We start from the raw sequence: 13120 nt of genomic DNA, 5'->3' as shown, positions 1-13120 counted from the left end.
CGACCTGCAGGAATTTTTATAAAATACTCTGAAACACTACCTGCGGCCAAAAAGCTTTTCGAGATCTTTTTTACTAAATTTCAACCATGTCGGACGTCCATGTGAGCAGGTACCTGCCCTGGGCGTCTGCTCCATCTGACGAAGCAAAGCATCCATCTCTTCGCGGGTCAGGCGACGACCGGCCCGGATACTGCCATGACAGGCCATACGGGCAATGACAGCATCAAGCCTGCTATCCAGAGAAGGCATTTCATCAGGTCTGCCGCTGTCATCTGCCTCAAGCTCTTCTGCCAGATCACGCAAAATACCTCTCGAGTCGCTGGTATTCAGCAAAGCTGGCAACCCTCTGACCAGAACAGCATCTGCACCAAAGGCCTCAAGCTCTATACCAAGTTGTGAGAGCAGAGCCTGTCTGGCAACAAGCAGCTCCACCTGGGCAGGTGGCAGATCAATGACATCAGGCACAAGTAAACGCTGCGCCTTTACCTGACCACTCAGAAACTGCTCACGCATGCGTTCATGGGTCAGGCGCTCATGAGCTGCATGCTGGTCAACCAGCACCAGGCCGCCATCAGAAGCAACAGCAATCACATACGTATCCAGAACCTGCGCAACAGCACCACCCAGAGGGTAATCTGTCTCATCCTCAACATGAACAGTGACAGGCTCGGGATGATGCAACGGTGCCCGGACACCCTCTGAAAATCTGTGCTCCTGCGGAGGCAAAACCCGGACAGAAGGAGAGTCAGGCAATGCCAGACGTCCTTCAGCAGGACGATGTAAGGTGCTCTGTGCCGGATAGGGCGCTGTTGCAGCCTGCGCTAAAGCAGTCTGCTCGGGTGGATACCAGATACGAGCCGGACGACCGGCTGGCGGTAAAGAGGGCCTGACACCGACATAGCCTGCCCCTCCTTCTAATGCCCTGCTCAGCGTGCCGATAACCAGTGACCTGACGGCAGCCTCATCAGCAAAACGGAGCTCTGTTTTAGCGGGATGAACATTCACATCAACTTTTTCTGGCGGGATATCAAGCATCAGCACCAGTACAGGGTGCCGACCCACCTCCATAACCCGGCGGTATGCCACACTCACAGCCGTTTTCAGCACAGGGTCAACAACCGGCCGGTTATTCACCAGCATAAACTGCCCGGCTCCTGTTGCCCGATGTACAGAGGCGCCACAGGCAAAACCTGACAGCACCATTCCATCGCGCTCACCATGAATATTTAGAAAACCATCAGCATCCTGCACGCCCAGCACAGCTGAGGCACGGGCGGCCATATCCTGCGCAGGCAGGTCAAGCCGTTCACGCCCATCCATCGTGAAACGGAAAGCGGTACCCGGCACTGAGAGCGCAAGACGGCGAATAGCAGCCTCAGCGTGATTACCTTCTACCCTGGCACTTTTAAGAAATTTACGACGAGCCGGTGTTGCAAAAAAAAGGTCTTCAACAACAACGCTGGTACCCGGCACACCCGCTACAGGTTCAGGAGGTGTAATTTTACCTCCGGCCACATGTATACGCCAGGCGGTACTATCCTGCGCAGTGCGTGACGTAATGGTCAGACGCGCCGCAGCACCAATGGAAGGAAGAGCTTCACCACGAAACCCAAGCGTTGTAATGCGCACGAGGGTTTCATCATTAAGCTTTGAGGTGCAGTGCCGTTCGACAGCAAGCAGCAACTCATCGGGGGTCATGCCACAGCCATCGTCTGTAACAATTATCCGGTCAGTGCCGCCACCTTCCAGACGAATATCAAGACGCTGCGCACCCGAATCGATGGCATTTTCAACCAGCTCTTTTAAGGCCGCTGCAGGCCTCTCAATCACCTCACCTGCCGCGATGCGGTTGACCAGTACCTCTGGCAGGCGGCGCAGCCTGGGCCGGAGCGGCACTGCACCCGGCCCCTCTGGCATCATGTCAGCTGACACGGGTCAGGCGGCCATCTTACCAGGGCTGATACCAGCTCTTTTTGTTAGCCGGTTTCGTTGGGGTTGCCCCTGAAGTCAAAGGCTTACCAAGAGCTGCATTCTTTTTCAGGCGATCATTTTCTTTGTCAGCATCAACGACTGAGCCGGCTGTACCACCGTGCCAGAACATGATCTGATCAACAAAACCTGAATCATTCGGCTCAAGCCCGCCTTCATCTGATGCATCAGATGCGGCTGTTGCTGACTGAACCAGAATTGTCTGCCCTGAGCTGGAAGCACCACTTTCACCATGCAGAGCAACATCAGGAGACAAAGTTTCAAGAGCCTGCAGACGCTCGCTCTCATCCTGAGGGCGCTCAGCGCCACTGACAGGCCTGGCCAGTTCGTTCATGGGCGGCATAGAAAGTGGTGCGCGTGTTGTCACCGTATATTCATCAGGCATACTGCGCTCAAGACCAAAGGCACGTGCAGCTTCAGACCCTGTGCAGCCAGACAGCAGCGTTAACCCGCATAACAAGAAAGAAGAAGTCAGTCCTACAACACAGCGTGACATTTTTTGCCTTTTACCCTTTTCAGACCAGTCAGCACACCACAGACTGGTTTTCTTGTTTAAGTGGCCTGCGGCTTATTGCCTGCACGCATATTATGCAACAACAAAACGCCTACTGCACAGACAATAGCTGAGTCAGCAATATTAAACACGTACCATGAATGACCAAAAGCGTGAGCGTGCAGAAAATCAACCACTGCCCCATAACGCAGACGGTCAATCACATTACCTATCGCGCCGCCAATAATTGCTCCGACACAAACCGCTATCAGGCGGCTGGATGTTTTAAACATCCACACCAGCAAACCACATACCACAGCCAGCGCCACTGCGGAAAAAACAAACGGCCCTGCAACCCCGCCAAGCAGGCCAAAGGTCACGGCATGATTCCACACCATCGAGAAATTAAGGAACGGTAAAACATAGACCGAACCTTTCTCTGGCAGGTCAAGACCGTAGAGAATCCAGAATTTGCTTAGCTGGTCAGCTGAAAGCACCAGAAACATAACCAGCAGACCCAGCCCCGCTGAGCGCAGCAAAAAAGGTTTGCTCACGCTTCCTCCTGCATATCAGGGGCCAGGGTTGCGCCGACCACAGACACACAGCGCAGGCACAGCCCCGGGTAGTCAGGACGGGAGCCTGTCTCTGGCAGTACTTTCCAGCAACGCACACATTTTTCACCCTCAGCCGCACGTACAACAGGTGCACCATGCAACAGGCCACCCTCAGAGCCCTCGATATAAACTGAGCTGCTCTGCGGGTCGATCATGATATCAACATGAGAAACAATACACAGCTCAGACCAGTCAACACCGGCAAACAGACTGGCTTCCTCTTCTGACAAGGTCAGCTCAACCTGCGCCTGTAATGAAGATCCAATTGTACCATTACGGCGGGCATCTTCAATTTCGGTTGTAATAATACGTCTTACACCACGCAGTTTGACCCAGCGTTCATCAAGCTCAGGGTTATTCCACTCAGCCGGCAGCTCAGGGAACGCCTGCAGATGCACGCTTGAACTCTCACCAAAGCGAGCGGTCCAGGCCTCCTCAGCTGTAAACACCAGCACTGGAGCAAGCCACGTGGTCAGACAACGATGCAGAATATCAAGCACCGTGCGGGTTGCGCGACGTGTCAGCGTATCAGGAGCATCACAGTAGAGCGTATCTTTACGAATATCGAAATAAAATGCTGACAGGTCGGTCGTGCAGAAACCATGCAGAGCCGGATAAACGCCAACCCACTGATGAGTTTCTACCGCGCTGTTAACCAGGCCGCCCAGGTCAGTCAGTCTGTGCAGCACCCAGCGCTCAAGTTCGGGCAGTTCGTTATAAGGCACAGCCTCATCAGCCTCAAACCCTTCGAGAGCACCCAGCACCCAGCGCAGAGTGTTGCGCAAACGCCGGTACAGCTCACCCTGCTGCTTAAGGATTTCTTTGCCGATACGCAAATCTTCATGCGTATCTGAGTTCATCACCCACAGACGCAGAATATCAGCACCAAGACTGTCATTTACCTCCTGCGGGGCAATAACATTACCCAGGGATTTTGACATCTTACGGCCCTGCTCATCAAGCACAAAGCCATTTGTCACGAGCGTTCTGAAAGGTGAAACACCCCGGGTACCAACGCTCTCAAGCAGAGAGGACTGGAACCAGCCACGATGCTGATCTGAGCCTTCGAGATAAACATCGGCCGGGAATGTCAGGCCTGGCTGCCCAAGAACGAAAGCATGTGTTGAACCACTTTCAAACCAGACATCGACGATATCAAACACCTGCTCATAATCGTCAGGGTTACGATCAGCTCCAAGGAAGCGCGAAGCCGGCGCACTATACCAGACATCAGCCCCCTCTTCACGAAAAGCCTCAACAATGCGCTGCATCACTGCCGGGTCACGCAACACCTCACCTGAGCGTTTTTCGACAAATACAGCAATAGGCACACCCCAGGCACGCTGACGGCTGATGCACCAGTCAGGACGGTTACGCACCATGGAGGTCAGTCGGTTACGTGCCTGAGCCGGGACAAAATTTACACCGTCAAGCGCGTTGAGAGCTTTCTCACGCAGATCCCCCTCACCATCCATCCGGATAAACCACTGAGGTGTTGCACGATAAATGACCGGAGCACGTGAACGCCATGAATGCGGATAAGAGTGAACCAGCTCACCACGGGCAACAAGACCAGCAGGAGACTGCTTTTGAGCTATTCTCTGCTGCATGCTGTCAGTCAGTGCGGCACAAACGACATCGGCAGCCTTAAAAACATGTACACCGGCAAAGCCAGGCACCCATGGCGCATAAAGACCGTCATCCTGCACAATTTCTGGCACTTCAATGCCATACGAACGACAAAGGCGGAAATCATCCTCACCATGTGAAGGTGCCATGTGAACGAGGCCGGTACCCGCATCGGTCGTTACAAAGTCGCCTGGCAGCATGGGCACATCATACTCATAGCCAGAGCCACGCAGCGGATGTGCACAGACAACGCCCTCAAGCGCGCTGCCTGGCAGCGTATACACCACATGATGAGCTGTGATGTGCGCATCACGACAGAAAGCACCTATCAGTGATTCAGCAACCAGAACCCTTGATCCAGGCGCCAGCAGCGCATCGGGAGCTGTCTCGTCAATACGCAGAACGACATAGGTGATCTCAGGGCCATAGGCCAGAGCTCGGTTAGCTGGCAGGGTCCAGGGTGTTGTTGTCCAGATAACGACAGAGACATCCTGCAACGCCTGAGCAGCGGTCGGATCTCTGACAACAGGGAAAGCAACCAGAACAGTTGTCGATTTATGATCGCGATATTCGATTTCAGCTTCAGCCAAGGCAGTTTTTTCAACCGGGCTCCACATGACAGGGCGAAGACCACGATATAACCCGCCATTCAGCAGAAAACGGCCGATCTCCTGCACAATGGCTGCCTCGGAAGAGAAGTCCATCGTTGCATAACGATTCGTCCACTCTGCCTGAACACCCAGGCGTTTAAACTCCTCCATCTGCACATTCAGCCATTTTGCGGCATAGGCGCGACATTCGGCCCTGAACTCAAGGACCGGAACACTCTCTTTGTTACGCTTACTCTTACTGTACTCTTCTTCAACCTTCCATTCGATCGGAAGGCCATGACAGTCCCAGCCTGGAATATAGCGTACAGCGTAACCCGACATGCGACGCGCACGATTGATAACATCTTTACCAATTTTATTGAGCGCATGGCCAATATGCAGGTGACCGTTTGCATAGGGAGGGCCATCATGCAGCGTAAAAGGCTGGCGCCCTTCACTCTGTATTTTAATCTGATCATCCAGCCCGTTTTCTTCCCATTTTTTCAGCCACTCAGGCTCGCGTACAGGCAGACTGCCTCGCATGGGGAAAGAAGTACGCGGTAAAAAAACCGTATCGCGATAAAGATCGGCGGGAGAGGTTTTTTCCGTATCGCTGCTGGATTTAGACATGGAACGGCAGACGTCACTCTTATTGGGGTTCAGCACACAACGTGACAGGCAGGCTCTGCCGTCACACATATCTCTTCAGGTTATCCTGACGAAGGCCCTGCGGGTCAAGCAATTACAGTGCAGAAAACGCTCTGCTGCACAAAAGAAGGCCCGAAAAACGTCAAAATCAGGAAATACGATGGTTTTTTTGCCTGAAAAGCAGATCATCTATCAAATAGATCGACACGATATAGGTAAAAAATGCCGCAACGACCGTTCTCAGATACTGCTCGGGCGGGACAAGAAACCAGAGCAGAACCCCGAGAAACGGCAAACCTATCACATATAACAGAATACCAAGCAGCCTTTTCATAAGCTCCCTCTTTCCTGATCAATAACCTGACGGGCCTCGTCTGCATCACGGGTGATCTGCTGCCTCAGTGCATCGAGGCCGTCAAACCGTTTTTCAGGGCGCAGCATACGGTGCAATGCCACCGAGACTTCCTGACCGTACAAATCGCCCTCATAGTCAAATAAATGCACTTCGAGGCGACTTTCAAGCCCGTCATCAATCGTGGGGCGAATGCCAATATTGGCGACACCAGCATAAGCAGAACCATTTGTCAGGCGCACTGTGACAGCATAAACACCGCGCGCAGGCTCAAGATGGCGACCAAGCGCGATATTTGCGGTCGGAAAACCCAGTAGTCGCCCGCGCTTTGCACCGTGCTGCACAACACCATGCACCGACCATAAACGTCCAAGCTCCTCAGCGGCTCTTTCAGGCTGACCGGCTTTAAGAAGTTTACGAATACGGGTGGAGGAATAAGGGCCGGCTTCATCTGTCAGGGCCGAAACGGCTATAAAGCCCATATTCAGTTCGCCGCACCGCTCTGCCAGAAACTCGGCATTACCTGAGCGTTTGAACCCGAAACAAAAATCAGCCCCGCAGGCGACATGCTTCAGCCCAAGAGCCTCGCTCAGAACATCTTCAGCGAAACGTTCTGCCGGCATGTGGGAAAAAGCTTCATCGAAGCGAATCTGGAAAACATGCTTCACACCGAGAGCAGACAAAGCTGCAAGCCGCTCAGCAGACAAAGTGAGCCGGAAGGGTGGCTCAGTCGGGCGGAACAACTCACCCGGGTGGGGTTCAAACGCAACAACGGCCAGAGGCAAATCAGGCCGGGCACTATGCAGTGTCCGGACAAGGTGCGCATGGCCGCGATGCACCCCATCAAAGTTCCCCAGCGCTGCCGCACATCCCCGCACCTCATCCGGAACTGATTTCCAGTCTTTGTGCAGCCGTGCTGTCATACTTACGCGCCCTCCTGACCAGGCAGGGCAAAGTGGCGGGCAGCCTCTGGCAGGCTGGCTGCGACAGGGTGCGACGTGCCGGCAACTGTACCATCTTCAGGCCGCACAACCTGACACACTTTCAGCCCGGCTTCAGCCGCGGCATCAAGCTCAGCAGTTACATCAGAAAGGAACAAAACATCAGCAGCCTGCCAGCCGGCTTCCTTCACGATCGCCCGGTAACTGTCAGCTTCTTTCTTACCACCCACTCTGAGATCAAAAAAATGACTGAAAAGCGGTGTCAGATCACCCTGCTCTGTATGGCCATAAATCAACCTCTGAGCCGCTTGAGAACCTGAGGAGTAAACAGCCAGTGTCAGACCATTTTCAGACCATTTTTGCAGCACAGGCGCAACATCAGGGTAAAGGCGGGCTGTCAGCTCACCCTGCTGGTACCCTCTGGCCCAGATCAGCCCCTGCAGCTCTTTCAGCGGAGCAACTTTTGCATCCTCATCAATCCAGCTGATCAGCTGCTCTGCCGGTGACTTATCAGGAGCAATCTTTCTGACATCCGCGACGATTTTCTGCACGGCTGCATCATCAGCATGCTCATCAAGGTAGTCTTTCAGACACCCACGGGCGTAGGGAAAAAGAATCTGGTGCACAAAAGACACCGGTGCTGTTGTTCCCTCAATGTCGAGCAGAACAACGCGGGGAGCTGAAACAGAAGATTTCACTGTGGATACACCAGAAAACGTTGTGCCAGATCGGTATCGGTATAATCCGCAATCCAGCCTTCCTTGTGCGTAAAGATACGCAGAGTGACAAAATCAGGAGCCGGGCCGCCATCAAACCAGTGCTTATACCCTTCAGGCACTGAGATCAGATCTGACTGACAGCATTCGACATCATAAATCCGGTCGTCAATATGCAGAACGAAATGACCGCTGCCATGCACAAAAAAACGCACTTCATCTTCGCTATGCGTATGCTCTGACAGGAATTTTTTGCGCAGTGCCCCATAGTTCGGCGTTTGTGCATTAACCCGCAGAACATCGGCCGAACCGGCACCTGTTTCACCCATAAGGCGATCAAGAAACGGACGGTATGCTGTAAGCACTGTAGCCTCATCAGCATCACGCGGAGGAATTTCAGGCCCCTCCCAACGCTCAAAACGCACATTAAAAGGTTTAAGGAGCGCAGCTATCTGCGCAGGGTCAGATGTTTGTACAACAGCCTGCCCGGGTGCTGTATCCTCAAAGATGGTAAGAGTGCTCATCGCGCCAGTTTCCTTCTTTCAAGCTCACAGGCCAGCAAAAACTCGAGCCCTTCAAGGCGTGCCAGAGCCGTTGCCATATTTTTACCCCAGACATAGACCCCGTGCCCGCGAATAATATACCCGGCAGACATACGACCAAAAAAGGGCTCAACAACGCCGGCCAGACGCGCAATATCCTGATCATTCTCAAACACAGGGACCGACACGCTGGTTTTGTGGGTTGTCTGCCCTTCAAACACTTTGAGCACTTCATAGTCTGAAAGCACCAGAGCAGGGTCGGCACTCAGCATAGACAAAACTGTGGCGGCAACTGAATGCCCATGCAGCACAGCACCCGCCGTCGGGTCGTTGCGATAAATCTGACAATGCAGCAATGTTTCAGCGCTTGGCACGTCCTGCTGACGCAGAGGCCTGCCCTGCATATCGACAGTGATAACGCCATCAGCCTGCAAAAAGCCCTTGTGCCCCCCCGAGCGGGTTATCGCGATGGCACCATCCTCAAGGCGGCGGCTGATGTTACCCGCTGTAGCGGGCACCCAGCCTCTGCTGTCCATACGCTGCCCTGCCTGAAGAATATCTCTGACAGCATGTGCAAAATCAGTCATTACGCCCGCTCAACCTCTCTCTGAATACGCCGGATATGCAGGCGCGTCAGAGGCCTTGTATAATACGAAAAAATTCAGACCGCCACTGCAACAGATTTAGTGTGTTTTCTCACGCTGTGCGGTCTGCTCAGTTGTGGCAGACGGTGGCGGAGAAGGAATTTGCCCGCCTGAAACGGGTGGCTCCTGGTTCATGGGCTCATCGTCAGCCATATGTTTTTTAAATGACTTAAGGCCCTTAGCAAAATCACCCATAAGAGAGCTGATTTTACCACCGCCACCAAACACCACCACAACAACAGCCAGAACTATCAGCCAGTGCCAGATGCTAAAACTACCCATTCTGCTGCCCCTCATTGACCACACGCCAGCTCTGCGCGCGGTTATACTACCTTAAAATATTCTGCCATGCACATGACGTGTCAGATGATGATCTGACAAGCCCACGACATGATTTATATCTGTTTTGTCACAACGCCACGACAGATCTCTACCAGCCTAGGGCTGTATGAAGCCATAGGCAGGATAAACAGTTTTGCCCATCCCATCAATCGGGGCCCACCAGACCTTTACTTTCGTCCAGTTATTCGCAGCCGAAACATCCTGCACAGGGGCATTACGGGTCACCCGCCCGGGCTCCCAGTTTGCGTGATCAACAATAATCCAGCGACTATTTTTGACTTTACGCACAACAGACACATGCCCCGCCGGCAGGCGACGTGTTGAGCGAAACACCAGCACATCCCCCGGCTGTGGCACAGACGACCTGACATAACGCCCCTTCGCCTGCCACCACCAGCTTGCGGCATCACCATGCAACAAACTTACCTGAGAGTGCTCACGTGCGTAGGGTGCACACTGAAGCCTGCCATTCCACCCTCCCCCGCAGGCCGAGAGCACCAGCAAAGCAAGACAAACAATGCTCCGCCTTACGACTCGGCACGCAGACGCTCGGTCCATTCTTCAGCTTCCTCTGCTTCCATATCGAGCACCCGCCGGGCCACATCATGACCAAAACCCGAGCGCGCAAAAACACCGAGTGCTTTATGACGCATAGCCTGCTCAGCCTGAGGCCCGTCATCTTCTGCCTGAGCGGTAACTCTGCTGTTCAGGCGCGGCAAAGAGGCAAAAGGCCCAAGCCGTCTCTTCCGTGCCAGCACAAGCGCTGCGGCAAGCTCTGTTTCCTGGGCCGAAAAACTTTCCACAGCACCTTCAAGAGCGGCCTCACGTAACGGGGCATCCACACCGTGAGACGCCAGATGCGCCTGCACAGCCTTACCAGAGCGGCCGGACCGGACCAGCCGCCGCGCCCGCGCCCGTGCATAATCCTCATCATTAACCGCACCGAGCCGCACCATGTCAGCGGCGACCTCTTTAATAACGTCGCGCAGAGCTTCACTCTTACCAGTCAGATCATCCCGGTCCGCTCCGGCTTTCAGGGCTGCACGCTCCCACCTGGCAACACGACGGAACAAAACCAGCTCAAGGTCATGGCGTGTCGCGGCAAACCGCGCGAGATGCGCCAGAGCGACCTCACGCAATCGTGTGCGATCAGGCGGTGGGGGGCATTCAGAAGGAATTGTCACAAAGACCACCTGCACTCCTGATAAAATACACGGTTATTCTTTTTCATCTGATGGCAGAAACCCGTTTTCTTCAAGACTTTTTAACGTAACATATTTGACTTATCGCCTTTTGCTGGCCCATCATAGCGTTGCATGACAGATCACCCGCTCCGTACAGGCAGCGGGCTTTTCTGTTTTTGTGCCTCCATCCGAACGCGTCCAGAAACTTTTAACGACGGTAATGTAAAGATATTCTCCATGATTCCAGCTCTGACCCCTACCTACAACCGCGCCAATCTTGCCTTTGAAAAAGGCGAAGGCGCATGGCTGTACACGACTGACGGGCGACGATTCCTGGACTTTGCCGCCGGTATAGCGACCTGCTCGCTCGGCCATGCACACCCTCACCTGGTTAACGCTATTCAGCAGCAGGCTGCAAAAGTTATGCATGTCTCAAACCTGTTTCGCATTCCTCAGGCTGAAAAGCTGGCACAGCGCCTGACAGAACACAGCTTTGCTGACAGTGTGTTCTTCTGCAACTCCGGGGCTGAAGCTAATGAGGGCATGGTAAAATTTGCACGCCGTGCACAGGCCCTTGCCGGCTACCCCGAACGCACTGAAATTATCTGCATGGACGGGGCTTTTCATGGCCGTACCCTTGCTATGCTTTCAGCAACAGGCAACCCAAAATATCTCGATGGTTTTGGCACACCCGTGCCTGACTTTATTCACGTACCTTTTAACGACATTGAAGCGGTCAAAAAAGCACTCACCGCACGCACCTGCGCCATTATGCTTGAACCCATCCAGGGCGAAAGCGGCATCAGGGCAGCCTCTGGCGAATTTTTAAGCCAGCTTCGTGCACTATGTGATGAAACCGGGGTTCTGCTGGCTTTTGATGAAGTGCAGACGGGTGTTGGCCGCACAGGCCGGCTCTTTGCTCATGAATGGGCCGGTGTCTTACCAGATGTGATGTCAACAGCTAAAGGTCTTGGCGGTGGCTTTCCGATCGGTGCGGTTCTGGCAACCGAGACTGTCGCAAAAGCTATGACTTTTGGCACCCATGGCACCACTTTTGGTGGCAGCCCTCTGGCCTGTGCCGCAGCCAATGCCGTGCTTGATGTACTGCTTGCACCCGGCTTTCTGGACCAGGTCTGTGCACGGGCCAGACTACTCGACACATTACTCGATGAGCTGATCACCCAATATCCGGGTGTTTTCGATGCGCGCCGCGGACGTGGCCTGCTGATCGGCCTGCATTGTGTGCCACCGGCAGGTAACGTGCTTGAGGCCGCAACTGAGGCCGGGCTGCTCTGTGTCACGGCTGGTGACAATGTGCTGCGCCTGCTTCCTCCACTGACGGTGACTGAAGATGAATGTCTTGAGGCTGTCTCCCGCCTTAAAAAAACTGCTGAGCTGCTCAGTGTAAACCAGAACGCTGCGGAGGCTGTATAATGTCTGACGTTTTATCTCCTGCTGTATCTGCCTCATCTGACACCACTCTGCGGCATTTCCTCGACCTGAAAGATATTGACGCAACAACCCTGCGTCAGATTCTTGACGTTGCCCGCGATATCAAAAAAATGCAGCAGAACCGCCGTTTTCCGCTGCATCCCCGCACACCACTGGCGGGACGGACACTGGGGATCATTCTTTCCAAACCCTCTACCCGTACGCGTGTCTCCTTCGAGGTTGGCATCCGCCAGCTGGGGGGTGATGCCGTTATTCTCAGCCCCTCAGAAATGCAGCTTGGACGAGGCGAAACCATTGCTGACACAGGGCGGGTGCTGTCACGCTTTGTCGATTCACTGGTTCTGCGCACGGGCAAAACAGAGTCTCTGCATGCCCTGGCAAAATGGAGTTCGGTGCCCGTTATTAACGGCCTCACGCCCTCCTCTCATCCGGTACAGATTCTGGCTGACATCCTGACCTTTGAAGAAAAACGCGGCCCGGTAAAAGGACGGACTTTTGCCTGGACAGGTGACGGCAATAACGTACTGACCTCACTGATCGAAGGCGCTGTGCGTTTCGGTTTTACTCTGCGCGCTGCCACACCACCCGATATGCTGCCGCACCAGCCCACACTTGAGTGGGCTGCACGCGAAGGCGGAAAAATTGAGTGGACGCAAAGCCCCCAGGATGCCGTGCGCGGAGCCGACTGCGTTATCACAGATACCTGGATCAGCATGTCTGACTCGCAGGACGAAGCGACATCGCGCATTCTGAAACTCGAACCATACCGCGTTGATTCCAGGCTTATGGCCCTTGCTGCCCCTGACGCCCTTTTTATGCACTGCCTGCCTGCCCATATAGGCGAGGAAGTCACGCAGGATGTTTTTGAAGGAAAACACTCTGTTGTATTTGATGAGGCCGAAAACCGCCTTCATGCACAAAAAGGTATTCTTGCCTGGGCTATGGGTGGTGCCGACTGGCTCTCAATGGGTCAGGACTAACGCT

13 protein-coding genes are annotated in these 13120 nt (G+C 54.0%); 2 read left to right on the top strand and 11 right to left on the bottom strand.

Features of this window, described 5'->3' with window-relative positions; all coding sequences use genetic code 11:
• Positions 1-36: 36 nt before the first annotated feature.
• From mutL to HK11_RS03730, 11 genes are all read right to left on the bottom strand, one after another.
• Complete coding sequence (mutL, locus tag HK11_RS03785) at positions 37-1917, bottom strand: DNA mismatch repair endonuclease MutL (protein ID WP_086554036.1); 1881 nt, start codon at positions 1915-1917, stop codon at positions 37-39.
• A 31-nt stretch (positions 1918-1948) separates the two neighbouring features.
• Positions 1949-2485, bottom strand: a complete 537-nt coding sequence (locus tag HK11_RS03780) for a DUF3035 domain-containing protein (protein ID WP_086554010.1) — start codon at positions 2483-2485, stop codon at positions 1949-1951.
• Positions 2486-2541: 56 nt separating this feature from the next.
• The gene (gene lspA, locus HK11_RS03775) at positions 2542-2988 is read right to left on the bottom strand and encodes a signal peptidase II (RefSeq protein ID WP_233133298.1); all 447 of its coding nucleotides are present in this window, start codon (positions 2986-2988) and stop codon (positions 2542-2544) included.
• Between the two features lie 44 nt (positions 2989-3032).
• Positions 3033-5945 (bottom strand): isoleucine--tRNA ligase, encoded by a 2913-nt coding sequence (ileS, locus tag HK11_RS03770; RefSeq protein ID WP_086554035.1) that lies wholly within the window; start codon positions 5943-5945, stop codon positions 3033-3035.
• 348 nt (positions 5946-6293) lie between these two features.
• Complete coding sequence (locus HK11_RS03760) at positions 6294-7238, bottom strand: bifunctional riboflavin kinase/FAD synthetase (protein ID WP_086554007.1); 945 nt, start codon at positions 7236-7238, stop codon at positions 6294-6296.
• Positions 7239-7240: 2 nt separating this feature from the next.
• Positions 7241-7954 (bottom strand): acireductone synthase, encoded by a 714-nt coding sequence (mtnC, locus tag HK11_RS03755; RefSeq protein ID WP_086554006.1) that lies wholly within the window; start codon positions 7952-7954, stop codon positions 7241-7243.
• Positions 7951-8496, bottom strand: coding sequence for an acireductone dioxygenase (locus HK11_RS03750; protein ID WP_086554005.1), 546 nt, complete (start codon positions 8494-8496; stop codon positions 7951-7953). Before HK11_RS03750 ends, mtnC begins: the two co-directional genes overlap by 4 nt.
• On the bottom strand, positions 8493-9101 hold the full coding sequence (locus HK11_RS03745; RefSeq protein WP_086554004.1) for a methylthioribulose 1-phosphate dehydratase: 609 nt from the start codon (positions 9099-9101) through the stop codon (positions 8493-8495). Before HK11_RS03745 ends, HK11_RS03750 begins: the two co-directional genes overlap by 4 nt.
• A 96-nt stretch (positions 9102-9197) precedes the next feature.
• On the bottom strand, positions 9198-9440 hold the full coding sequence (locus HK11_RS03740; protein ID WP_086554003.1) for a twin-arginine translocase TatA/TatE family subunit: 243 nt from the start codon (positions 9438-9440) through the stop codon (positions 9198-9200).
• A gap of 156 nt (positions 9441-9596) precedes the next feature.
• On the bottom strand, positions 9597-10058 hold the full coding sequence (locus tag HK11_RS03735; protein WP_086554002.1) for a CHAP domain-containing protein: 462 nt from the start codon (positions 10056-10058) through the stop codon (positions 9597-9599).
• Positions 10028-10684 carry a RecX family transcriptional regulator gene (locus tag HK11_RS03730; RefSeq protein ID WP_233133294.1) on the bottom strand — a complete coding sequence of 219 codons (657 nt, stop codon included), beginning with the start codon at positions 10682-10684 and terminating at the stop codon, positions 10028-10030. Before HK11_RS03730 ends, HK11_RS03735 begins: the two co-directional genes overlap by 31 nt.
• 237 nt (positions 10685-10921) lie before the next feature.
• On the opposite strand from HK11_RS03730, the gene HK11_RS03725 reads away from it, so the two are divergent.
• Both HK11_RS03725 and argF read left to right on the top strand, forming a co-directional pair.
• Positions 10922-12118 (top strand): aspartate aminotransferase family protein, encoded by a 1197-nt coding sequence (locus tag HK11_RS03725; protein WP_086554000.1) that lies wholly within the window; start codon positions 10922-10924, stop codon positions 12116-12118.
• Positions 12118-13116, top strand: coding sequence for an ornithine carbamoyltransferase (gene argF, locus HK11_RS03720; protein WP_086553999.1), 999 nt, complete (start codon positions 12118-12120; stop codon positions 13114-13116). Before HK11_RS03725 ends, argF begins: the two co-directional genes overlap by 1 nt.
• The last annotated feature ends 4 nt before the right edge of the window (positions 13117-13120 follow it).

The organism is Acetobacter sp. DmW_043, assembly GCF_002153485.1.
Classification (GTDB): Bacteria; Pseudomonadota; Alphaproteobacteria; order Acetobacterales; family Acetobacteraceae; genus Acetobacter; species Acetobacter thailandicus.
The sequence above is the reverse complement of the archived record's forward strand: the minus strand, read 5'-3'. Positions and strand labels throughout refer to the sequence as shown.